This window comes from Gaetbulibacter sp. M240, assembly GCF_043876815.1.
Classification (GTDB): domain Bacteria; phylum Bacteroidota; class Bacteroidia; order Flavobacteriales; family Flavobacteriaceae; genus Gaetbulibacter_A.
Map to the genome: position 1 here is coordinate 274,780 of NZ_JBAWKA010000005.1, position 25,025 is coordinate 299,804.

Below are 25,025 nucleotides of genomic sequence, written 5' to 3' on the forward strand. Positions count from 1 at the left end.
TAATCTGGGTTTTACACTTTCATAATATTTACACGTGCTTCCTGAATGGCAGGACCACGACCCATATCCGTAAGATCATCAGGCGTTAAAGCGTTGGCCGAAGAGCCGCCTTTAATAAGAGATGCCCAAAAACCTTGCGGCATACAAACAACGCCCGGGGTTACTTTTTTACTAACACGAGCAGGGATCAAAACACGACCACGCTGATTATAAACCTTCAGGTTATCGCCGGTTGCAATTTGAAGTGTTTCGGCATCTTCAGGATGTACTTCTAGAAAAAATTCAGCGTCCTTTAGATTGGATTCTATATTAGCATGGCTACTGTTCAGGAATTTTTTTGGTGTTTTAATACTTAATAATTTGAAAGGGTAGTTTTTAAGGTCGGCTTCGGAGTAGGTCGATGCAATATAATCCGGCAAGGGTTGTTCCAGTCCTACATCGTAAAAATGACATTTTCCGCTGCTAGTTCCAAAATTTCCTTCTGCATGTGGCATCCATTTTTCAGGAATCTTCAGCTTTTGACCACCATTTTTCCGTAAGGTTTCAAAGGTGATCCCCTCCATATAGGGATGTTCGCTTTCCAACATTTTCTTTACAATATCCAGATCAGTTTCATCAAAATATGATTCATCATAATTCATAGCTTTAGCTAATAAGCGGTAGAGATCGGTGTTGGGTTTCGCCTCGCCCCGGGGTTCTATGGCTGGTTCATTAATGTTGAGGTATGGTGTTCCCCAGGAATCAAGAAGGTCCCAGTTTTCCAAAACACTCGTTGCCGGGAACACATAGTCCGCATAACGGGCGGTGTCCGTTAAAAAATGTTCTGAAACTATTGTGAGTAGATCCTCACGCTCCAGACCTTTTCGAATCAAATTTTGGTTTGGGGTTGTTGTAGCAGGGTTTGAGTTTATAACAAATAAAGCATCGATGCTAGGCTCAAGTTCCGGATCGGTCAAGACTTTTCCTAACTGCACCATGTTTATAGTGCGGGTTTCTGGTTGAGGAAGTTCCTTGGGTAAATCGTAAGGCTCCCAATTAAGAGCAGAGCCAAAAACCTCGTAGCTCATATGCATGAGGCCACCACCAAAATGTCGCCAGGCACCGGTTAAAGTAGGTAACATGGCTACAGCTCGAAAGGCTCCTGCGCCATTAGCCTGATGTTCCATACCTATAAGCACCCGAATTAAAGATGGCGATTCTGAAGCCTTCGCATAATCTCTGGCGAATTTATATAGGATGTCTTCATCCAAACCTGTGATCTCTGAAACGGTTTTTGGATCGTATTTTTCCAGATGTGGCTCTAGTTCATTGATACCTACAGTATACTTGTTGATATAATCCTGGTCTTGTAAATTCTCTTTTAAAATGATATGCATGAGTCCGAGAGCCAGGGCTACATCGGTACCTGGTTTTGGTTGAATATGCCAGTCGGCATCCCGGGCTGTTTCTGATTGAAAGGGGTCGACCACAACAATGGTAGCGCCTTCAGTTCGTGCCTTTTCTACAAAGGGCCACAAATGCTGGTTTGACCGTTTTGGATTTGATCCCCAAAATACAATAAAACGACTGTGGATAATATCTTCAGGAAGTACTCCGGTGGTTTGCCCGTTAGTGGCTGTAACACCAGTTACAGCTGCACTACCACACATGGTGCCATCTAATTGGCTGGCGCCTATTCTAGCAAAGAATCGGTTGGCCATGGCGGCACCCTGAACCAAGCCCTGATTGCCAGCATACCGATAAGGTAAAATAGCCTCACCACCTTTTTGGTTAATGATGGTTTTGAGCTTCTCGGTAACTTCCCGAATACCTTGATCCCAAGTAATTTTCTCAAAGGAACCACTTCCTTTGGGGCCACTGCGTTTTAGTGGTGTTAATATCCGGTCTGGATGAAAGGTAACATCATTAGGAAAGTTTACCATTTTATCACACAATTTTCCAGCTGTAAAAAGGTTGGTCTTACTTGCTTGAAAATCGGTAAGTTTACCATTTACGGTAGTAACTGACCAACTGCAGCTGTCGGGACAATCATGATAACAAGCACCCTGCACTATTTTTGTGGTGTCCTTTGAGGCGCAGGCAGAAAGCATGGGCAAGGACGCAAGACCGACGCCAGCAGTTCCCATAGCACTTAACTCTATAAACGCACGGCGATTGAGATAATTATTTTTTTTAGAATCCATTTTTGGCTGTTTATGGCCACTAAGGATTTGGGATGGTTAGTGGGTTGTTTCGGTATCTAATTTAATAAATAGTTGGGAACCAAACCGATAATTGTAAAAAATGATTTTTATTTCCGAAAGTGCCAGTTGCTCTACATCAGGAATTTCCTGTCGCATCCTGTTACTCCAATGGCTCAGATGTTCCAGATTTTTGCAGTGAATTCCTGTGATCTTTTGGTGACCTGTGAGGCCTTCCGGACTCAAATAATGTTGCTTTTATATTTTGAAGAACGGATCCCAACGCCATTGAGAATCACCTTATTTCAGATCATCGGAAAAGTGGCCGCCGTGTTTCCCTTTGGAAAATTTTTTCTGATTGAAGCTTTTCGAAGCCCCTTTAGGAATGCTTAAACTGATCCAATGTTCATTTTTTATCATTCTCCCGATATATACAATTTGTCCAACGTGATAAGCGTAATGTGCCAGCTGGCGATTTATGGCGTCGGGTGTGGTGTGCTCCTGATTTCGGATGTAAATTTGGGTGTTGAAGTTGGTCTCGTTAATACTTTCTAAGGCTTCAAAGAGGCAACTCCAACCAGCCTCCCATTTTTCAAGGAGTTGTGCGCGTGTTTTAATACGATCTTCAAACTCCTCATCCCGTTCTCGCCAGGATTTTTCACCGTCGGTTGTTAGGAAATCTGTCCAACGCGATAGCATATTTCCCCAAAGGTGATTCACAATAATGGCGATAGAATTAGAGGCCGCGTTGTATTGCCAAAACAAGGCATTATCATCTAATTGAGCGAAAGTTTTTTCGCCTACCAATTTGTAGTATTCAAATTGCTTTTTAACGCTAGATAAGTAGTCTCTTTCCATCTTAAGTGTTTCATTGGAAAGGTACTAAATTTTTAAAATTGAAATGATCCTATACGGTTATTCTGTTATTCAGCCGCGAATTCTTCCTGATTTGCATGTCTTAAAGATTTATCGCAAACAGGAATCCCAACCCGGTCACATAAATGAATCAAATGCTGAAGATCGTTATAACTTTGAAGTGTTTTTAACTTGCGCTGTTTTCCATTCTTTAAAATAAAGACATAACGTTTTCTCCCTAAAAAAGATTTTACTTTTAAACGTTTAATGTTCTCAAGTTTAATTCTCTCGGCCGATGATTTTCTGGTTAGGAAGAGGGCTAAAAATAATACGGAAATAATACCTAAAACCGCCCAAATGGTTTGAACATAGCTTAGGGAATCTTCGGGTGCTTTGTAGATCCGAATAAAGGCATTCGTCAGGATTAAAATCAGTACACCCTTGTAAATAAGGTATTGGGTTCGCAGATCATCATAGATCTCCACAGCGTTGTCGGTTGGGTTGTAGGAAATGTTCATAAGTTAGTTATTGAGTTTGGGGTAATCCATGGAGCAGTTTTGGGGCGCTTCAGAGGGTTTTGTTAGGTTCTTTTATTGGATAAATTAATGTTCTAATACGTTAATAAAACGCTTTAAATCAATACAATGTACAAAATTTTATTTAACACAGCCTGTCTTTTAAAGTAGGAATCGCCATCATGTTGCCGTTCGTCGATTTAGTCAATAGAAACGAGTTATGCCATCCAGACTAATGTTTTCGTTCTGCAAGATCACAGATTGCTTTGCACCTCCTTATAACCAATTTTTGGGCGTTTCTCCCGCATATCTGCGGGAGTCGGGCTTTCCGCAGTCGCGCTTTGCAAGGCGCTCCAACAGATGCGTCAATCCCTAACGCAATCCCCGCCATGACAATCAGTTCTTATAGATCACACCGTCCTTCATCACGAAGGTTACGTCCTGCATCGTCGAAATATCCTGTAAAGGGTTTCCCTGAACTGCGATAATATCAGCCAGAAAATTCGATTTAATTTGACCAAGATTATCCAGATCAAATATTTTGGCATTTCCTGATGTGGCCGAAATAAGGACACCCAAAGGCCTCATTCCATAGGCAACCATCAATACCATTTCGCGGTAATTGTCACCATGTGGAAAGACACCAACATCGCCACCAAAAACAATTTGAACCCCCGATTCCAAAGCCGCTTTAAACGAAGCTTTTTTTCGCGCAATTCGATCCGGCTCCGGGTCGATGCCTTTGCGCCAACCTAGGTACTGACTTATAGCATCACCGGCAGCTAGAGTAGGACATAGCCCAACCTCTTTAGATTTCATAAGCTTGAAAATTTCCAAGGTTCCATCATCGCCATGTTCAATGGTTCTTACTCCCGCATTAGTAGCGCGCAAAATCCCTTCAGGCGTGCTGGCGTGAGCTACAATAGGTATTCCGGCGCTATGTGCCGTAGCCACCATAGCATCGATTTCAGATTGTAAAAAAGTAGCTTGTGAGGGGGCGCCTGACGACCAGCGGTAATCCGCATATATTTTAACCACATCAATACCATGACCCATTTGCCGGCGAACCGTTTCGATACAGTCAGGAACACCGCTGGCGGTTTCTGCGCCTAAAGGCACGGTAACACCATCGTGAAATCCTTTAGGACCATAAGCCCCTGTCGCCACAACAGCTGGTCCGGCAACCAACAACCGCGGCCCCGGAATGATTCCTGATTCAATAGATTTTTTTACATAAAGATCGGTATAACCAGCCCCTTCCGATCCCAGATCGCGCATGGTAGTTACGCCGGCCATAAGCGATTTTTTAGCGTGATTGGTAGCTCGGATAGCACGTTCAGCAGGCGATTCTTTTAACACCTGATCATTCCAGCTGGTTTCATTATAAGGATGTAATAAAATATGGGAGTGTCCTTCTATAATACCCGGAAGCAGAGTGGTGCCTTTGAGATCAATGGTCTTTGTAACTTTAAAATTGGATGCTCCGGATTGTGGTCCTGCATAGCTAATGTGATTATCGGTAACAACAACCACCCAATTCTCGTGCATGGTATTGCCATCGAAAACACGGTCCGGTTGCAATAGGGTTTGTGCGAAGCTGAGTTGAGCCAAAAGGGTTAAAAGGAGTGCTATATATTTCATTACGGCTGAGTATTAAATTATTTTATTTTCTATGTTAGAAAAGTTAGTTGATCTATTTATTCATCATCAGTTGATTTTGGACCTTTAACCGACTGATACATTCCTTCGGAAATTTCAATATTTGTATCCACGATATCATCAATGTGTTTCTGAAATTCTGGAAAGAACAATTCTCGTCTCAATTTCCAGAAAAGCCGAAATCCGGGTTGGTCTTTTACACCAATAGCTGCCTTGGTAATGGATTCTTGAATACGTGAATCGAGGGTTCCTTGCTCACTTAAATAAAAACTGTTTTGAAAGGTTAAAAACAGACCATGCAAACTTATTATAACCTGAAATCTTTCTTCCGAATTTAATCCATCAGGATTTGCCATAAAGTTCCAAAACAGACTGCTGGATTGTTGATTATTGCCCATTTCAGTATACCAAGACGAAATAGTTGCCACCGTACTCGCCGCAGTTGCCGACTGGGTTGCTTTCGTATTTTCTGTAAATTGAACGCCAACAAAAATAAGTGAAATAACAATGGCTACCGCACCCACTATATCTGTGATTAAGCTTATTTTTTGAATTCTTTTTTCCATGTTTTTATCATAATTTATAGGTTGGCCAAAATGAAAAAGAAAGGATTATTTAAACTTTTTGTTCCGTCTGTCTTGTGGCAAGCACGTATAAATAAACCTAATTTAACAAACCTGCCTGACTTCCGGCAGGTAAAACCAAAAACAGGGTTAGTAAAGTTGTTATTCACCTTGAGGTACAGAAGCATGGATCTGGACAATTTTCCAAAGATCGTCCCTTTTTTCAAGTACGCCGGTAATTCTAACATCACTTATTTGAATTGTGTCTGATTGCATCACTATTTCCCAATCACCAATATCTGCAAACCAAGAAACGTTGCCAGTCTGATTTAAATATACATTTAAATTTTTAGAGTTTATTTTGGCTGAATCAAATGCTTTAAATTGGTTTATGTGATTTTGCTTCCATTCCTCCCAATTCATATGAACATCAGAGATACTCGTCCCAAAACTGAGCATACTTTCATCGTGTGCCATCACTTCAGACATAAGATTTATGTCTTTTTGCTCAAAGGATTTATAAAGCTTTTTAATAGTTTTTTGGACATTTGATTGTTCCGCTTGATCGTCTATTTTATTCGTACACGAGGATGTTAAATAAAAAAGCGTCAAAATAGCGAGTAGCATCGTTTTAGTCTTCATTTTTTGGTTGGTTTTAATTAAGAATTCCATATTCAAGTTGACGCTTGTATTCTTCTGATGAAAAGGTTCCTTTTGAATCTTTAATCAGATTATTATCGCTCATGGTCCATAGCTCAAATCCACTAATTTTCACTTTATGCCCTTTCCCATTTGGGTCTGCATCAGTTCCGGTTAGTGTCCAATGAAACGCTATTCCATTTGGTTTGTGAACTAAACTGTCACAACGCACCTGCATATCTGGAAATTTGGTCATAAAACTTTGTGCAACATTGGAAATTTCATGTCTCCCTACAGCGGGTTCTCCGTCGTTTACCTGTAAGGTTCCGTCATCCTCAAAAAACATAGAAACAAACTCGGGTCGTTTACTACTCCAGACCTGCGCATAACCTCGAGCGAAAATATTTATGTCAAATTTTAATTTTTCTTTTGGTTGTTCGTGAACAGATCAGGCAATGCTAAAAAGTTTCCATTGCTCATCAGATTTAATGAGTGTTATATGGTTAATTTCTCGTTTCCCCGGTACTCCAAAACGATTGATGGTAGCATCAGCTTTTACCAATGCCATGCGGTCTGATAGAATAATATCATAATCATCAACAATTTCTAAATACGGTTTGGATTGGCTGTTTTGGTATATTTTATAGAACTCATCAATCGGCCACTGTTTAGTTATCCATAAACTATCTTTTAAGGATGTATTCCCAATCAATGCCTGGTCAAAGATCATTTCTTTCATGGATTCTACATTTTTGTTTCCAGCCGCAAATAGAAGCTTTTCAACGAATTCTTTTATGTCCTGATGCTGCTTATTTAAGGTTGAATCCTTTTCGTCTGATACTTTTTGCTTATTTAATTCTGGTTTGTCTTGATTGAATCGGCAACTTACTATCAGTATGGACAGTACAAAGAATGATAAAAGATATTTGATTGAATTATTAATCGTTATTCTTTATTATTGTTGGTAATGGCATCGTGATTACTTTCGTTATTTTTCTAATTCCGTTTTTAAAAGGTCTTTTAAAATATCGGCCTCTTCTATTAATTTTTGAAAACGTCTAATTGTGGCATTTTCTCCAAAAATTTTCCAAGAAAAGTAGGCTTCAAGTTTAAGAAATATTTCTGGTCTCTTTTTTTCAAGATCTAAAAAAGCTAATAATTCTGGTTGACCTTGAAGATTTGATTCTACAGATCCACCGCTCATCATTGCACTTTGTAAAATACTATTAGCATCATCATTATTGTTTTTAGATATATTTAATGCTTGCATCTTACTCGCATTAAATTGGGTTAATCTCTCACGTAGATTGGGTGCTAACAACTTTATATCACCTGTATTTATTAGTGATTGAATAGAGTTCGTTTTGAATTCCAACGATTTAGTATTGAAACTATTAATTCCAACAGTTTTATAAGTTGTTTCGAAGTTAACAAACGGTCTTTTAAAAGTTTCTCTGTAATCGTTATATTTTTTAATTGAAGAGTCCAAAACAATAATTATATTTTCTGCGTATTCCTTATCCGCTTCCATGTCTGCAATAAGTTGTTGATAATAATTTTGTTTAATGTCCTCTATCTTTCTGTCCTCATTCCAATTGTTAATTTGTAATGCAATCAAAATTCCAATAACAACAAGAATTATTTCTCCAATGGCGTATTTCAGATACTTGACGGTATTACCTTCTGATAGTAGGTTTTGTCGAAAATGTCTGAAGAATTTGATCATGATGAATGCTTTTTAATTTTTCCGCATGCGGCTATCTCAACAAAAAGTCTACAAGACCGTTGATTTTGCTTTGCAAAATTGGGTTTCGATAATCTAAAGAATTTTATCATTGTTAGTGGTTGGTTTAATATTATGTAACGGTCTCGTACAATAGTCAGTTATGCGATTAAAGTTAGTGTTTTTTTGTTTTAGTACCGGTGTTAGCAAATTGGAAGGAAATCATCAATTTTCTTAAAAGATGCTTTAATCTCTGTGTCATTGTTATAACTTTCTAACATTTCAATATTACAAAATGATAGTCTTTTTCATTTTAATAACGTTATCTTTCCCAGATCGTGCTTTCGTATTTTGCACTTGAAAAATCTTCACCATTGATTTCTGTATTCCCGGAAATGCCACCTAAAAATCCAAGACTATTACAGTTATAGTCTATAACCTCCGAAGTCATATCTGCCCCACATGTTCCAGGGTTAAATACATAAACAGTATTTCCTTGAAAAGTATATTTCTTTACGTTTACGCCATTATCACATTTCTGTTCTTTATCGAAAACTTTTCTTAAGTTTTCTATACAATCAGGTGTGTCTTTCTCAATGTCATATGTTTTACAACTATTAAAACTAATCATTGTAAAAACTAACACTAAAATAATTTGTCGGTTTATAGTCATTTTTTATGTGTGTTGCTGTGTTTGTGTAAAGATAGTTAGGAATATGAGCGAGTAACTTACTAAAAATGGAACGAACCATAGGAAAGTACTGGCCAAGTTGTTAGCATTTATTATTTATATTCATAAATTTTTTCCTATCATATTTTTCTTGTTAGAGATATCTCTTGTTAAGGTTTCGGGGTTTGTTTTAATGATTGCTAAGGGTCTTGTGTTTGAAAAGTAGCGGACTCCGAAGTTAGGAGACTTCCTAGGGCGGGGGAAGACCATAAGATGAAAACGTTGTTTCAAAATTAGCTTAATATCGCTTGTTTTTTAACTCAGTTCTTGGTTGGCCTTTCGTTATTTTTTATTTATATAATTCTCAATTTCATTACTTAACTCTTTTCCTTTTTCGATTATCTCATCATATTGTTTAATAACAAAAATCACAAAAAATTCATTTCGTAGCAGAATTCCTTTTACCTCTCCGTGTTTTTCAATTAATTTATAAAAATCAACTTTGTCTTTAGAATTATTATATTTTTTTGGATTTGAGAATATTCTAAATTCAGACCAAGCCTCATCATAAAAACCCTCACTCCATAGTTCACTTTCCAGTTTTTCAGTTTGTGAATTCTGTCTGAATTCCATAAAATTTGTTGCGTCAACAACTTTATTATATTCTAGTATTTTCTCCCTAATCACAGATAGTTCTTCGGAATCGAACATTGAAGTGGATTTAATTCTTTGGAATCCGCTTTGGTCTGAATCGAATTTTCGTTCACTTGCAATACTCATAAACGTTTCCATAAAATCTACTTGATCTTCAATAATTCCAGATTTATATTGATCAATTATCTTCGTACTCATTTCTGCCGATTTCATTCTAAATTTTCTCATCTCCAATAATTGAGATTCGTCATTTTTCAGATTTTCTTTTATGGTTTGTAAATGGCTCAATAGAATTCTTTTTTCCTTGTTTAAGGAACTCCAGTTATTAATACTTAACGCTATTAAAATTCCAATAACTACAAGTATAATTTCTCCAATGGCATATTTCAAATACTTTCCAGTTTTGTTTTTATCCATAAGGTCATAACGTATTTTTCTAAAGAATTTTATCATTTGGTTAGTAGTTGGTCATAATGAAGGCTAACGGTCTCGTGTATGAACCGGTTTAATGGTTAATACAAATTGTTATGCTTTGGTTATTATTCCATTTGTTCTAATTCTTTATTAATTTTTATAATAAGCTCAGCTGCCGTTTCCTTAACTTCTTTAAATATTTTTAGAAGTCTTGAATGACGGACGTAGTTATTTTTGAAGTGATTTCTTCCTCTTGTAGAATTCGCAAAATCAATCATCATTCTCACATGTTCCAAAGAATCTTGCCGTATTGAAAATGTTTTTTCAAGAGTTCCGGCACCATTCATATTCATGCGATACTCATCTATCTCTATATACTTTTCTAAGTCGAGCATATAGGATTGATTTTCAGACACTTCTTTTTCATCCCATGACGTTTTGTATTCAACCCTTCTTTTAGTTATGCCGTAATAATTGTTAATTTCATCTGTAATACTTTCAAAGCCTGTAAATTTTGAATCTCCCACATTCTGAACCCTTTGAAAGGTTCGGTCATTTATGGAAGTATCCCAATAAGTTCCATCAAAACTCATCCAAAGACTGTCTATAGGACTCGTATTATCGTGAATTCTATTGAGAGCCCATTCCCCTACATCAATACTTGCGGAAATACTTTTAATGGATCGATTGAATGCAATGGTATCCCCTACTAAATCCTTCCTAATTTCCGATAAATAGTTTTTGGATTTTGCAAAGTCCTTTCTGCTTTCATTCCAGTTATTGATTTGCAGTGCAATTAATATCCCAATAACAACCAGAATAATTTCACCAATCGCATATTTTAGGTATTTACCTGTTTTGTTATCCATAAGCAAGCTTTGTCTTATTTTTCTAAAGAATTTTATCATTGGGTTATTGGTTGGTTATAATAAAGCACAACGTTTATGTATAAGATTAGTTGCGTGGTTTAAGCACCTAATTTAGCAAATACAAACCGAATAGAAAATCCGTGAGGATTTTCGTAAGTAGGCTTGCACTAGCAATTAATTTTATACGGTGTTGGCAGTAGTTATTTCTATTCATTTGCTTTTAAAACTCTCAATATATTTCCTCCAAGTATTTTCGAAATATCTTTTTCGTTATATCCCTTTTCAATTAATGCTTTTGTGATTAAAGGATATTTCGTAACGTCGTTTAATTGTTTTGGTGGTAAAACCATTCCGTCAAAATCAGAACCTATTCCAACATAATCGACACCAACTAATTTAATGATGTATTCAATATGGTCAATTAAAAGATTAAAAGGTGCTTTCAATTCTTCTGACTCTTGACGATATTTTGGATACATTAATTCTTCTGCGAGATATTCGTTAACACCCGAAAGTTTGAGAGAATCAATTTCAGATTTATGTTTTTCAAGAAATTCATCTTCTTTTTTTCCGACTGTTGAATCTAAAAATCCAGAACTGAAATTAATCTGAATAACTCCATCATTTTTTGCAATTGCTTTTATTTGGTCATCTTTCAGATTTCGAGGATGAGGACAGATATTATAAACAGAACTGTGAGAAGCAATAATCGGTTTTTTTGTGTTAGCAATAACATCCCAAAAAGTTTGTTCTCCAACGTGAGAAACGTCTATAATAATTCCCAATTTGTTCATCCTGTTGACAATTTCTTTTCCAAATTGAGTAAGTCCTTTTTTTCTTTCTGAATTTAACGCTCCATCTTTTTTTGTTTCGTCAGATGCACTTGTTGCCCATTTGGTAGAATTATTCCAAGTAAGAGTTATATATCGTACTCCACGATTGTAAAGAGAATCTAATTTGTTTAAATCGTCTTCAATTTGATGTCCTCCTTCTATACCAATTAAGGCTGCTATTTTGTTTTGGCCAACTACTGATAGTAATTCTTCCGTATTTGAAACCTTGACAATCTTTTTTGGATTCCTTTTAATTACAGCATCTAAACTGTCTATTTGTATATTGGCAAATTTGTAAGGGTTTATTTGATTACCATCACTCCAAACAGAAAAAAATTGAACATCTAATCCACCTTTTTTCATTCTGTCTAAATCGCTGTGAGTTTTTCCCTTTAAGTCATCGTCAATTATATAACCTTTTTCCATTGTTTGTAACAGAATATCGTTATGAGAATCAACGAAAATCGCCTGATTATGAATATCTTCAAAAGTTTTGGATTCAGATTTATTATCATTAGAGTTTTTACAGGAAATTAAAACGAAAAATAGTATTATTAGATATCTCATATTCTTGAATTCAGGATTTTGGTTTTAATTACTGGCAACGGTTTGGCTAAAAAGCGTTGCTGTCTCGCAGAGCAGCTATGATTTTTTAGCCATTGTTAGCAGTAGTTTTTAAATATTTATTTACGAGTTCATAGGTTTCTATCATAAGTAGTTCTCGCTTATCAGTATTTGAATTCATAAATAGAACAATAGTTAGCGGTATATCCAATCTTCTTACAACCATTGTCCTGGTGCCATACCAACTCCCTCTATGTGATGATATGTTGTCAGTAACAATCCAAGCCATGGCATATCCTATTTCTTTGTTTTCAAAGAAAGGATAGAGGTCAATCATCTCATGACCTGTATTAGGCCATATTCCTTTAATAGTACTACTCGGCTTAAATATTAATTTATGAGACTTTTTCGAAAGTAAGTTCTTGTTTCGCAAAGCTTTATCATATTCCAAATAATCATGGACACTGGTGTAAACTGCACCATCTCCTAAAATTCCATTCATGAAAAAGCCATCCACTTTTTCCCAATTATCCAAGCTATCTCTTTCATAGCAATAGGCTCGTTCTGGAATTTCAATAGGGTGAGCCAAATTGTAAAAATTGGTTCGTTTCATTCCAGCTTTGTTAAAAATATTTTCTTTCGCAAAGGATGAAAATTCTTGTCCACTCACTTTTTCTACCAGAAGAGCTAAAACCAGATACGCAGTATTTGAATATTCCCAACCATCGCCAGGCTCAAACACCGGCTTTGGATTAGTCTCAAGCCATTTTAAGATATCTTGATTCTCGACAATCTTTGATTTATCCCATCTTTCTAAAAAATAAGGCTCTTCGTAATCTGCAAGTCCAGAGGTATGATTTAGTAAATTTTCAACAGTAATATTCTTGAAAACAGGGAAGTCCCAGAACTTACTTATCGTATCATTTAATGAAAGTAAATCTTTATCAACAAGACTTAAGATGCATAGAGCGGTAAATTGCTTACTAACTGAAGCCATTCTCATATTAGTATTGAGAGTAATAGGCTTTTTTGTTTCTATATCTCTTAATCCATAGCCTTTACCAAAAATCATTTCTTGTCCATATGAAATTGCAATTGCAGCTCCAGGTTCATATTGTCCGATTGTAGAGTTGAATAGGGAATCAACACTTGTTTGAAGTCTTTCCAGTCCAATTGCTTCCGGTTCAGTTTTTTTGTCACTCGGATTCTTACAAGAAATACAAACCGTAATCAACAATAGAGTCAAAAGGTTTTTCATGTGGTTGGTTTTAATTACTGCTTACGAACTTGTGTATGAAACGTAGCGTGCAAAAAGAGACTAACTTTTCGGATTAACACAGAGCCGAATTTTTATATTTTGTTTTTAATTTTTCTCTTTTTTAAAAGCCAAATTAAAAATTTGGCGGACTTTCTAAATATACACAAACCTTTGGGTTTAACACTTATTAGCTATGTTTTATACACCGTGTTAGTAACAGTTATTTCATTCTTTAATATGTTTAAAATATTTCATTCACATTTCAATATTATTTGCTTTTTAATAGGCTAGAGACTAATCATTTAATCTTAGTTTTTTAGCTAGAATATAATCACTTACAAAATATGATAAAGTACTTAGGGTTAAAGCCGCTACTAACTCAGGTAAAAGAAAACTCAAAAACTGTTTCCAAATGATGTATGAAATAAAGCCAACGAACATAGATATTAAAGCAGCTTGCCAATGAAAATTTTTCTTAAGAATTGAAAAAACAATTACTGGTATCATAACTGGAATGTAGAACTCGGTAATAATCATTATCACTTCAAGAATTGAAGACAGATAACTAGCTATAATTATGCAGATTATCCCCATTAACAGGGTATATAGTTTCGCAGCTTTAAGTTTTTGCTTTTCTTTCATCGGCTTCAACACGTCTATAATATCTTCGCTAAATATGATACTGCCTGCATTTAGTACAGTATCCTGAGACGACATGACTATACCTAACATGGCAATAATGAAAATGCCATAGAGTATGCCAGGAAAGTGTTCTGAAGCAATATAAAGTAATACTTGATCATTATTATCAAGTTCAGGATACAAGTAATACCCTGTACTTCCAATAAAAACCATCAAGGCAAGCCATATGGCCATAAATACACCTGCGGCAACAGTCGAATTTCGAGCCACTTTATTACTTTTTGAGGCAAGAAACCTCCCTAGCCCACCTGAATCAAGGCCTGTTGAACTCAGAAGCCATAATACTCCGAAACTGAAGATTACAATTATTGGATGCGAATCAAATGCGCTTGTTGTCTTGGAAGAAGTGGCCTCTATGTAATCTTTCCAAATAAACCGTTCCTCAGATAATATCAAAATAGCCAATATGGGTATCAGAATTATAAAATGAACAAATTGAATTGAATCTGTTTGAATGGTAGCCCTAATGCCACCAAAATAAGAATAGCATATTACAATGGTAGTTACTATTACTATAGACCATATTTTAGAAAAGCCAAAAACGTTATTCACTAATTCACCACCGGCATAACTCATAGCCACTGTGATAGACCCGAAAAAAAGAAGAGAGAAAACTCCAGTAGCCAGTCGAACAAATTTATGATTGTGACTTTTTATACCTCCAACTAAATCTCCAATAGAATATATATCATTAAATCTATTTCTAATTCTGGGAACTAAAAAGATACCAACCATTATCAATCCCAATCCGCAAAGCGGAAGAAGATAAGCCAAAAACATACCTCTTGAAAAACCTTCCCTCACTAACCCCATAGACCAACCTGGGCCTATAAAAGAAGCACAAAGCGAAGAAAAAATAAGAAAAAAGCCAAGGCCTCTTCCTGCTACTGAATACTCCTCAAAATTTCCTTTTTTTCGGGTAAAGAGGATGAAGCCAAAATACAATATTCCGAAAATTAGGATTACCCATTGGCTTGAGTTCATATGACCCTTATTGAGAGTTTGACTGAATTACAGCAGATTTAGCTGCTTTTAATATACTTTCCGTTTCTTCATCAAATATGTTCCAGCTATTAACCACTGCTATAGTTTCTAATTTCGGAAAAACCAGAAGATACTGGCCGCCAAAACCATGACAAGCCCAGATTTCTATACCGTCTTGATCGTCTCTCCACCATTGATATCCATAGCCCTTCTCATGATCGAATTCAACATGTTTCAAGGTACTTCTCTTAACCCAATCTGAGGAAATTACCTGCTGTCCATCCCATAGACCATTATTTAGCATTAAGAAGCCTATTTTGGCTAGATCTTGTGCTTTCAAGAACAGGCCACCCTCAGTATCTGTATATCCAGTCGGTGTTTTTTTCCAATGATAATTCTTAATTCCCAGAGGTGTAAATAGATGTTTCTCTGCATATTCATCAATGTATATTCCTGTTGCTTTTTTGATTATCCCTGACATTAGTTGACTCGCCCCACTATTATAAACCCATTTAGTTCCTGGAATAGTGTCCATAGGTTGATTCAACGTAAACTGAATCCAATCTTTGCTTTGTTCAAGTTGTCCGGTAGTATTGGTAGAATCTGGGGGTCTGTCCATTTCATGCCATTCCATCCCCAGCTGCATGGTCAGCAAATTTTCCAAAGTTGCAGTTTTGAGAGATTCGTCAGCCATTGATAAGTCGTAATCTTCAAAAAAATCAACTACTCTGACGTCTGTACTGCTAATATTCCCTTCTTTAATTGCAACGCCAATCATGATAGAAGCAATTGATTTGGTAACAGATTGTAGGGTATGAACCTGTTGATTTTGATAATACGGATGCCACTTGGGATGATAGTAATTATAGTCTCCAAAAATGGTAGAATCTTTACAGGTTGCAAATCCGCATCCAAGAGCACCAGACTTTCCTTTACTTATTTTTTCGTAGTCATTCTCAAATGATTGGTCAAATACCAATTTTCCATTTTTAATTAAGAGCAGTTGGTCAACATTACCGTAAACTCCATTTTCAATCTCGTTTAGTAAATCATCAAAAGGCGCGCTATTCAAGCCTTCATTTTCAAAACTTGATGTTTCCCATGCCTGAGTAGGAAATCTATTCGATTCCTTTTGCTCGTTGCATGATAACAATAAGAAAACAAGAATGGTGGTTATGATGTGGATTTTCACTGTATTAATTGTTGTTAACGGTTCGTGTAAGGTTTGTTGCGAGTTTAAGTAACTAATTTAGCAAATAAAACTGAACCGCAGGAAAATCCGCGGGATTTTTCAGGAAAGGCGAGAAACTTAGTAATGAATTATACGCGGTGTTGCCAGTAGTTATTTTTTAAATTACTTAATACGTAGACTTTTAAATAAATCTTTAAATTTTTGATCAGAGGGAAAGGGTGTACTGTAATCTACAATATTACTTTCTGGGTCGATTAAAATATATCTTGGTATGCCTTCTACGGCATATTCCTCAAAAAAAGAATAGTCATCTTTTGTTGCGAATAATTGTATTCCCGTTAAAGATTCTTTTTTTATTATTTCTCGCCATTTATCTTCATCATCTTTAAAGGCAATACTTACAATAATAAGATCCTCATATTCTTGTTCTAATTTCTTCAAATAGGGCATCTCTCTATAACAATTACCACACCATGTACCCCAAATATCAATAAGCACAAACTTTCCTTTAAAATCGTCTAATGAATATTCCCCTCCATTATAGTTTTTATAGTTAGTGAACTTTGGCGAAGGAGCCCCTTTTTTTAATTTTCCAAAGCGATAATATAAATCCAACATTTTAGCTTTTATAAGGGTGTCATTTCCAGTATAATATTTTTTAAAGTCACTGTAAGAAGATTCAATGTCCTCAGAGTTTAAAAGAAAATTTGGTGCAAAATGAGCAATTAAATCATTTTTTATAAAGTCATTTGAGATAATTGATGATGATTCTTTTATTGCATTCTGATAAAGTGAATATGAAAGGTTTAGCTTTTTGCTTTCCTTCGCTTTTTTTCCTAGCTGTTCAAAGTAGTAGTCAGTTACTAAACTTTTATAAGGTTCGTATTTTTTATAATCCTTTTCGTTAAAGTAATCAATATTCAATTCATTTTTAGACTCTATTGAAAAGTTGTTAATTTCATTTACAGTCAGGTATAGCGAAAGATATCTCAGATACTCATAGTTTATAAAAGTTTCTTCAAATGCTTTTAATGAACTAGGTAATTTTGAATTATGTAGTCTTTCAAGTTGTTTTTCTTTAACATTATTAAGGAAACTTCTAATTTCATTTTCGGACTTACCAGTTTCATTAAACTCATAAAATACGATACCTCTAGTTTTATCTGTATAATAATCATTGATGGCAATATTATCGCCCTTTAAGGTAATGCCCTCATTTTTAAAATTTTTTGTATCATAATCAAGGATATATTTACTAGAAGGTATAATATAAAACTGAAAAATATTGGTGTTATCCGAAATAGAATACAATTCCTCTTTATGAACATAAACAGTATCATGAAAAGTCCCATTCTGCTTTAGATGAATGATTTTTCTCTTAGTTTTATCTGTAACGTCATAATACGGCCTTAGTTCAATTGTATTGTTTCCATTTTTAATTTTCCCGCTTAAAATAACGTAATTAGATTTTTTCTGACAAGAGGAATAATTTAATAACATCACTAGAGTTAATAAACTACCAACCACTTTGTTTTTGTTCATTCTATTTTTATATGGATGTTTTAATTACTGGCAACATTTATGTTTATGATTAGTGGCGTGTTTAAGCACCTAATTTAGCAAATACAAACGGAATAGAAAATCCGGGAGGATTTTCGTAAGCAAGCTAAAACTAGCCATTAATTATACACGGTGTTGCCCACAGTTATTTTATGTGCAATCGTATGATGAAACTACAATTATTTCATTTTCTTTTGTTTCAATTTTTAAATCTTCTGTTGCACCTTCTCCCTCAAATTTTATAATACTTCCTTCTTTCCCTTGAAATATTGGAATCCAAGTTTCATTGTCTCCCATTAGTCCATAATAATCACTTACCATTTGGTGATAAACTTCATTTAAAGTCAGATTTTTATACTCCGTTACGTGGTCAAAACATCCGTCCCAACTCGTATAAGTATAAGTTCCATTTTCGTAATATTTGTATTCAAAATATTTTGGAAACTCACCATTTTCAGTTTGGATAAGTTTTTCTTCTTTTTTCTTGTCGGTCATTATTCCCAAAAGGTTTATAAAAGTCTGTCCGTATTCACTTTGACCGATTTCTACATTCTTGTCAGTCAGGTCAGAACTAAAAATAAATCCATTAATGTTTTTTGGCTTTATCCAATTTCCATTTAAAGAAAATCCTTTTCCGATTTCAAATTGTTCTTCGGTTTGGATTGTTTTTTCGATGATTATATTTTCTCCAACTTTTAATTCAGACAGAGTTTTTGACTCGAATGTTGGCTTTTCATAAACTTTAGCTCCCAACATATTTATTACACACAATTCAGCTTTATTTTCCAGATTTTGTCCGAAACTATAATGGACTAATAGTATTGTGAATATTAATGTTAAGCAGTTTTTCATAAATGACGCACAACGGTCTCGGCTATGAGTAGTTGCGGGGGTTAGCATTAAACTTTGCAAGTATACAAAAAGCTGAAAATTCCTGCGGAATTTTCAGGATAAGCGATAACTAGCAATTACTTATAGCCGATGTTGGCACACGTTAATTTTCAGCTATTGTTTTTGATAATGATTCATGAACCATGGTAATTTTCCACTGTTCCAATTTCTTTTCCCAAATAAGAGTCATTACACCTTTTAATTCATCATAATTATCATTTTTGAGTAAGAATGTTTCTTTAATTTTAAATGATATAATTCCGATATTCGAGCTAGCATAGTGGACTTTAGGTTCCATAATTTCAAAAGTTGAATCTGATAATTTTGGCATTAAATCCCTCACAATTCCTTCTAGAACTTTAAAATCAATATGATTTCCATCTATATAAAAATCTAAGTTTGTGCTAAAGTAGCTCAAGTATTTGTCAGCATTTAATTCTTCCCAAGATTTAGTTAAATCATTGGTTAGATCTATAACATACTTTTCATACTCATTGACTTTTGAAGTCTCTTGTTGAGCAACTAAATCTATAGTTTGTACAGTGAATAAAAATAGAATGAATATTTCTCGGAAATTTACTTTCATAAGTTTGTCAATGTGTGCCAACGGTTAGTATATGGAAAGTTGCGTGTTTTTGTGCAAGGATTTTCCGAAGGAAAATCAGAAGCAAGCAAACAAAGCAACTAACATTGGTTTAGGATAAAACTAGAAATTTTTTATGTACTTTGTTGTAAACAGTTATTATTCCAAAAACCATTCATTCAAGCAATTAATTCCGTCTAGATTATTTAAAATTTCAATTTTATTAGTACTAGTATTAGCTGTCCATACTTTTTTAATAGTCTGAATTTCTAAACTATCGGTTTTGTCAACAATTGCGATTAGATTTTCGTCGTTATCTTCATTTATTTGACAATATCCAATTGTGATTAATTCAGGCTTATTCAAATTTGGTATTATTAAAGTATCCAAAATTTTAAAAATTCTATTCTCATTTCTTGAGTCAAGAGTTATGCTTTTTAAAATAATCAGATTGTTTTTTTTGTCCCGTAAATGAAGAATTCCGTGTTTTGGTTCAGGGTTATTTCCGTAAACAGTAGTGTCACTTATTTTAGAATAGTTTGAAAGTCTTGCTATTTCGTTGAACTTTTGAAATTCCATTCCTATTATAGAATCATTCTTTTTGTTCGTTTTGTTACTACAACTTAATAAGATTAGAGAAGTCAAAATAAACAGTAAATTTTTCATAATGTCTTAATTTATAACCAATATTTTGTCATCAAGAACTGTTCCGTTTAATTGTTTACAACGGTTCTCGGCTATACTTTCGTGCCGACCTCTCGAATATAAGCTTTTCGGCATGAAGTATAGGGGATGTTATATCTCGTCATTCTATTTTTTTTGCAATACGTTCTCCATTAAGCACAAGTTTTAACTCTGATACATTTTGGTTTTCATCTAGATTAAAAATGATTCGTCCACCTACATCATAAACTTCAAAAGTACTCTGACTGATAGGGGTCATTTCCCATGTTCCCTGATTCGTAGCTTGGATATACAATTTTCCGTCTTCTTTGAAGATGGTTAGATAAAATTCTGGTCTAAGTTCATATTTACCGAGGTATTTTTCTATGATTTTATCTTCGACAGTAATTTCTTCAATAGATCGAAAACGATTGTGTCTTTTCAGAATTTCAACTGTGGCTTCATGAGGTAATCTATGAAATGTGTTTCCATTTATCCCTTCCATGGTTTCAGCAGCGACCATAGCATTTATTATTGCCTCTTCAACCGATTGAACAGTTGCCTCAAAAATTGGATCAATCTTATCATTAGAAACACTCGCGACGGATACATTTTCTGAGCGATTAAAGGCATTTTCATTGGCTGTTGAGAAAGCTAAAAAAATATCTCCAGAACCGTTGCTCCCTCTTCCTCCAACATTCCCAATGCCTAAAGGAATTCTCTGTGCTATTCTCTTTAACTGGTGCGGAAGCAATGGGGCATCTGTTGCTAAGATGACAATAATAGAACCATCTCCCTCTTTTCTTTTTGATTGTGGAGCTCCTTTTATATCAACACTTTTTAAATCCATTAACTCCATACCTATTGGAACACCAGCAATTGTTAGATTTTTTTTCGCTCCAAAGTTGGATTGCACAAGAACACCAACGGTATATGCAGAATCTCCAATGTGTATTATTCTAGAAGAGGTACCCGTTCCACCTTTGAATCCAAGGCAAGCCATTCCTGTTCCGCCACCAACATTTCCTTCAGCAATGGCTCCATTAGAAGAGTTTTCTATTGCCTCCAAAACATGCTCTTTTTTCACATGAAACCCATATATATCGTTTAATGCTCCATCGTATGTTTCAGCTACTACTGGGTAGGTATACCACCAGTCTTCGCCATTATACCAATCTGTTTCAACAAACCACTCAAGTACTGCTTGTCTAACGGTTCCGACACTGTTTGTGTTGGTTAACATGATCGGCGTTTCGAGAAATCCAGATTCAGTAATCCAGGTTGTTCCTGTCATTTCTCCATTACCATTTAAACTGTACCAGTTCGCATAAACGGGATTAAATTTTGCATCTTTTCCTCTTGGAAATATTGCAGTTACTCCGGTTCTTATAGGTCCTTCACCTATAATGTTTTCCCCTGAACCTTTAATGATTGTACTGTATCCAACTTCCACTCCTTCAACATCAGTAATTGCATTATTCGGTCCAGGTATTCCAACAAACGGTATTCCTAAGTCTCGGGCTCTAATGCTATCTTGTGCAAGGGTTGTAGTTGTAAACAAGATTACAATTGCTAATATCAGTTTATGTTTCATACAGTACTTTAATGAGATATAACGTGTTTGGCTATGGTTTTTTTTTGCGTGAAAATCCGCTATGATTTTCCGCCGTAAACCAAAGTTAGCAAATACGCAGGAATTTCAGAGAGGAAATTCCGCCGCAATGAATTATAGCCGGTGTTGTGCTTTCGTTATTTAATTTTGCTTGTTTTCTAATTCAACATTAATGTTCTGAATTAAGCTTTCAGCATCTCGTTTTATTTTTAATTGATTTCTTTCAATATGCCAATAAAATATATTTTTTAAACTCCGTAAAAAATATAAGAATTCTTTATCATTTTTCAATTCATCAAAATTGTTAGGTATCATTTCTAGTTCTAAATCTTCAACATTTTCAGTCATTTCCCATTTTTTATAGTTCCCATTCCAAAGAGCGTTAAACCTTGTATTAAAAATGTTCTTGCTTGCATTTTCTATTGTATTAACATATCTATCTATATCATCATTTAAAATATTGTTAGAATAGGAATAATATTGAACGATTTCATTTCTCAAATTTTCCTTTGAGATTAGGTTTAAGTTTATTGATTTTAAAGTTTCAAATACTTCGGTATTGATTCTTGGTGTCCAAGTTTGAGTTATTCTACCAAAATGGGTATTCAAAGAGTCATTATATGGCAAATTTTGTTCTAAATGATTTACAAGAATAGAAATAGAATTTTTAGTTAGTAAGTATTGTTCCGTTACCCATTCAGTTCTTGTTAAATCTTCATTTAAACTTTTTTCAAAGTTTTGAAGAATTTTTATTTCTTCCTTTTTTAATTTTTCGCCTTCATTCCAATTATTAATTTGTAGCGCAATCAATATCCCAATTACTACAAGAATAATTTCCCCAATCGCATAAATCAGATATTTATTGAATTTATTTTCAGATAGCATTTTTTGTCTAATTTTCCTAAAGAATTTTATCATTGGTTAGAGGTTTCTGATAATGAAGCACAACGTTTATGTATAAGATTAGTTGCGTGATTTAAGCACTAAATTTAGCAAATAAATCACAGATAGAAAGTCCGCGAGGACTTTCGTAAATAGGCTTGCACTAGCAATTAATTTTATACGGTGTTGTGGTGCGTTTTTTTTTCCAATTCTTAAATTTTATTTTTACATTCACTTCTTGAATTCCGTGAATTTTCTCTTCAAAATCAAAACTTGGATAATATTCAATTCTGTATTTATTTATTATTTCATCGATCCTTTGTTTGTCCAATTTTACCTTTTTGTGTTTTCGCCTGAATCCATTCAGTCTAGAGTAAGCAATTCCTAGAAATGTAAATCCAGCTCCAATTATTCCAATTTTCACAGACCATAGAAAAACACTATGTATAGTCCATTCGGAAAAAAAATACCCGCCAATTATTAATAAAAATCCGCCAATTATAGTCGAATAAAAAGTCCAATGAGTTGATTTTTCTTTTCTGCTTATTATTTCCAATTCAAGATTAGCGATTTCTATTTTTTCTTGAAATTTTTTGTCAAGTTCAATTTCAGCACAAGTGCTTTTAAAATCAGGTTTCTTTGTGGTCAAATTACAAATCAATCCGTTTTTAAAACTTGTTATTTCATTTTCGCATAAATCACAATGTTTTGAAAAATTCATTTACTTTTTTCAGTTTAAATTACTTAATTTAGTTCGGCGCTTAAATGCACCACAACGGTTGGTGTATGAGGAGTAGCTGACGAGAGGAAGCTATTTCTTAAACATGTTGTTATACTCAGTTTTTATTTTTTAAAATGTTCAGTTCTCCGAAATCAACGTCAAGTAAATTTTCTTGGTCAATGGAGAATCCTAATATTTCTCTTTTTGAATTAAAGTTGAAAGTTAAAAATCCATCGGGAACTCGTATGTCATTCCAATTTATTTTAAACGTATCAAAATGCCAATGTTCTAATTTACCTTTAAATACTGGTGAATGAGAAAATGAAATTTCTAATCCACCACTCTCGGTATAATTTATTAAAATATCTCCATACATTTTGTCGATGTATTTTCCAGAGTATTTTTGAATTTCTAATGAAGGTTTTGTATTAGGGGTTTTAGAAACCTGAACAGGTGATTCTTTTTTATTTTTTAAATTCTGGTTTCTATAATCCATTACTCTGGAATATATATCATATGTGTCATCATCAAACAACTCCGCCAATATTTTAGCTGTCAACAAAAAAGTTGTGGGCTCTTCCGCTTCATTGGTAAGTATTACAAACCCTAAGTTCATATCTTTTATCATAACAAGGTTAGCAGACATACCATCAATACCTCCACTATGTTCAATTATCTTATGTCCATTTTTTGGGGTTAGCCACCAACCAAATCCGTAAGATGTGAATTCATTGTAAAACGGAGCACCACCTATAGGATATATAATTTGAGGTTTGAAAATTTCATTAATTATTTGCGGACTAACAATAGTATCATTACCAAATGTGCCATTATTCAGCAAGAGTCTCATATAATTTGACATTTCGTTTGACGAAGAGTAGATAAAACCACCTGGAGCAAGATTATCTCCCTTTTCCTGTTTTATGGCAACTTTTTCATAATCCTCATTCCAAATATGTGGTTGGGCTAGGTTTCTATTAGATTCTCTATCAGTTGAAAGAGATATGCTATTATTCATTTTCAGTTTATCAAACACTCTGGTTTTAAGGAAATCATCCCACGACATTCCAGAAACTTTTTTCACTATTTCTGAAGCAACTACATACATCACATTTTGGTATGCTGGTTTTTCTCGAAAGCCCGATACTGGTTCCAAATATTTGAGTCGCTTTATTATTTCTTCTCTTGAATAATCTGAATGATACCAAAGTGTTCCACCACTTACATCCTTAAGACCACTTCTATGGGTTAGTAAGTCTCTAATGGTAAAATTATCAGTCACATAAGGTGAATACAATTCAAAATAGGGTAGATAGACCTTAACTTTATCATCCCAATTTATTTTCCCTTCATCTACTAATATTCCCAATGTTAAAGCTGTAAATGACTTCGAAATTGAACCTATTCCAAAAATTGTATTTTCATCAACTTTTCTTTCTTTATGAATTTCCAAGTTTCCATACCCTTTGGAAAATATGATAGAGTCATTTCGAACAATGCCAATCGAAAGACCAGGTACGTCAAAGTCCTTTATTAGTTGATGAATTTGTAGATTAAGTGAGTCTAATTTTATTTGTTGAGAGTATGATTTGGAGAATAATAATAGTCCAATTATAGTAAAGAAGAATGTTTTGATTTTCATTTTTTTTCAATTGAGTATAACGTTTGGTATATGGAAAGTTGCGTGTTTGCTAGCTTCTGATTTTCCGAGGGAAAATCAGAAGCTAGCAAACAAAGCAACTAACATTGGTTTAGCTAAAACTAGCAATTTTTTATATACTGTGTTGGCAACTGTTATTTTTCTTTCAGAGTTTTCATATATTCTTTAATTTCCTCGTT

25 protein-coding genes are annotated in these 25,025 nt (G+C 34.6%); all 25 read right to left on the reverse strand.

What is annotated here, in order from left to right:
* Positions 1–11: 11 nt before the first annotated feature.
* Entirely contained in the window at positions 12–2,183 is a 2,172-nt protein-coding gene (locus V8G61_RS14365; protein ID WP_394876578.1) for a molybdopterin-dependent oxidoreductase, read from the reverse strand.
* A 36-nt stretch (positions 2,184–2,219) separates the two neighbouring features.
* Complete coding sequence (locus V8G61_RS14370; protein ID WP_394876579.1) at positions 2,220–2,426, reverse strand: hypothetical protein; 207 nt, start codon at positions 2,424–2,426, stop codon at positions 2,220–2,222.
* Positions 2,427–2,480: 54 nt separating this feature from the next.
* Positions 2,481–3,038, reverse strand: coding sequence for a DUF1572 family protein (locus V8G61_RS14375; RefSeq protein WP_394876580.1), 558 nt, complete (start codon positions 3,036–3,038; stop codon positions 2,481–2,483).
* A gap of 65 nt (positions 3,039–3,103) precedes the next feature.
* Positions 3,104–3,553: a hypothetical protein gene (locus V8G61_RS14380; protein WP_394876581.1), complete on the reverse strand. Its 450-nt coding sequence runs from the start codon at positions 3,551–3,553 to the stop codon at positions 3,104–3,106.
* A 393-nt stretch (positions 3,554–3,946) separates the two neighbouring features.
* Positions 3,947–5,191 carry an amidohydrolase family protein gene (locus V8G61_RS14385; RefSeq protein ID WP_394876583.1) on the reverse strand — a complete coding sequence of 415 codons (1,245 nt, stop codon included), beginning with the start codon at positions 5,189–5,191 and terminating at the stop codon, positions 3,947–3,949.
* A 56-nt stretch (positions 5,192–5,247) separates the two neighbouring features.
* Positions 5,248–5,775, reverse strand: a complete 528-nt coding sequence (locus V8G61_RS14390; RefSeq protein ID WP_394876584.1) for a hypothetical protein — start codon at positions 5,773–5,775, stop codon at positions 5,248–5,250.
* 159 nt (positions 5,776–5,934) lie between these two features.
* Positions 5,935–6,414: a nuclear transport factor 2 family protein gene (locus V8G61_RS14395; protein ID WP_394876585.1), complete on the reverse strand. Its 480-nt coding sequence runs from the start codon at positions 6,412–6,414 to the stop codon at positions 5,935–5,937.
* 13 nt (positions 6,415–6,427) lie between these two features.
* Complete coding sequence (locus V8G61_RS14400) at positions 6,428–6,820, reverse strand: nuclear transport factor 2 family protein (RefSeq protein WP_394876611.1); 393 nt, start codon at positions 6,818–6,820, stop codon at positions 6,428–6,430.
* 39 nt (positions 6,821–6,859) lie between these two features.
* Positions 6,860–7,150, reverse strand: a complete 291-nt coding sequence (locus V8G61_RS14405; RefSeq protein WP_394876586.1) for a hypothetical protein — start codon at positions 7,148–7,150, stop codon at positions 6,860–6,862.
* A 249-nt stretch (positions 7,151–7,399) separates the two neighbouring features.
* Positions 7,400–8,137 carry a DUF6090 family protein gene (locus tag V8G61_RS14410; protein ID WP_394876587.1) on the reverse strand — a complete coding sequence of 246 codons (738 nt, stop codon included), beginning with the start codon at positions 8,135–8,137 and terminating at the stop codon, positions 7,400–7,402.
* 319 nt (positions 8,138–8,456) lie between these two features.
* A complete protein-coding gene (locus V8G61_RS14415; protein ID WP_394876588.1) occupies positions 8,457–8,807 on the reverse strand; it encodes a DUF6970 domain-containing protein in 351 nt (116 codons plus the stop codon).
* A 339-nt stretch (positions 8,808–9,146) separates the two neighbouring features.
* Positions 9,147–9,911 carry a DUF6090 family protein gene (locus tag V8G61_RS14420; protein ID WP_394876589.1) on the reverse strand — a complete coding sequence of 255 codons (765 nt, stop codon included), beginning with the start codon at positions 9,909–9,911 and terminating at the stop codon, positions 9,147–9,149.
* An 86-nt stretch (positions 9,912–9,997) separates the two neighbouring features.
* Positions 9,998–10,780 (reverse strand): DUF6090 family protein, encoded by a 783-nt coding sequence (locus tag V8G61_RS14425; protein ID WP_394876590.1) that lies wholly within the window; start codon positions 10,778–10,780, stop codon positions 9,998–10,000.
* A gap of 167 nt (positions 10,781–10,947) precedes the next feature.
* A complete protein-coding gene (locus V8G61_RS14430; RefSeq protein WP_394876591.1) occupies positions 10,948–12,141 on the reverse strand; it encodes a dipeptidase in 1,194 nt (397 codons plus the stop codon).
* Positions 12,142–12,226: 85 nt separating this feature from the next.
* The gene (locus V8G61_RS14435; RefSeq protein ID WP_394876592.1) at positions 12,227–13,396 is read right to left on the reverse strand and encodes a serine hydrolase domain-containing protein; all 1,170 of its coding nucleotides are present in this window, start codon (positions 13,394–13,396) and stop codon (positions 12,227–12,229) included.
* Between the two features lie 294 nt (positions 13,397–13,690).
* A complete protein-coding gene (locus V8G61_RS14440) occupies positions 13,691–15,082 on the reverse strand; it encodes a sodium:solute symporter (protein WP_394876593.1) in 1,392 nt (463 codons plus the stop codon).
* A gap of 7 nt (positions 15,083–15,089) precedes the next feature.
* On the reverse strand, positions 15,090–16,235 hold the full coding sequence (locus tag V8G61_RS14445; RefSeq protein ID WP_394876594.1) for a serine hydrolase domain-containing protein: 1,146 nt from the start codon (positions 16,233–16,235) through the stop codon (positions 15,090–15,092).
* A gap of 201 nt (positions 16,236–16,436) precedes the next feature.
* A complete protein-coding gene (locus V8G61_RS14450; RefSeq protein ID WP_394876595.1) occupies positions 16,437–17,816 on the reverse strand; it encodes a TlpA family protein disulfide reductase in 1,380 nt (459 codons plus the stop codon).
* Between the two features lie 168 nt (positions 17,817–17,984).
* Complete coding sequence (locus V8G61_RS14455; protein ID WP_394876596.1) at positions 17,985–18,686, reverse strand: hypothetical protein; 702 nt, start codon at positions 18,684–18,686, stop codon at positions 17,985–17,987.
* Positions 18,687–18,828: 142 nt separating this feature from the next.
* The gene (locus V8G61_RS14460) at positions 18,829–19,311 is read right to left on the reverse strand and encodes a nuclear transport factor 2 family protein (RefSeq protein ID WP_394876598.1); all 483 of its coding nucleotides are present in this window, start codon (positions 19,309–19,311) and stop codon (positions 18,829–18,831) included.
* A gap of 156 nt (positions 19,312–19,467) precedes the next feature.
* Positions 19,468–19,974: a hypothetical protein gene (locus V8G61_RS14465; RefSeq protein ID WP_394876599.1), complete on the reverse strand. Its 507-nt coding sequence runs from the start codon at positions 19,972–19,974 to the stop codon at positions 19,468–19,470.
* 139 nt (positions 19,975–20,113) lie between these two features.
* A complete protein-coding gene (locus V8G61_RS14470; RefSeq protein WP_394876600.1) occupies positions 20,114–21,565 on the reverse strand; it encodes a P1 family peptidase in 1,452 nt (483 codons plus the stop codon).
* A gap of 159 nt (positions 21,566–21,724) precedes the next feature.
* A complete protein-coding gene (locus V8G61_RS14475; RefSeq protein ID WP_394876601.1) occupies positions 21,725–22,501 on the reverse strand; it encodes a DUF6090 family protein in 777 nt (258 codons plus the stop codon).
* 127 nt (positions 22,502–22,628) lie between these two features.
* On the reverse strand, positions 22,629–23,186 hold the full coding sequence (locus V8G61_RS14480) for a hypothetical protein (RefSeq protein WP_394876603.1): 558 nt from the start codon (positions 23,184–23,186) through the stop codon (positions 22,629–22,631).
* Between the two features lie 115 nt (positions 23,187–23,301).
* Complete coding sequence (locus V8G61_RS14485) at positions 23,302–24,828, reverse strand: serine hydrolase (RefSeq protein WP_394876604.1); 1,527 nt, start codon at positions 24,826–24,828, stop codon at positions 23,302–23,304.
* Positions 24,829–25,025: the final 197 nt, after the last annotated feature.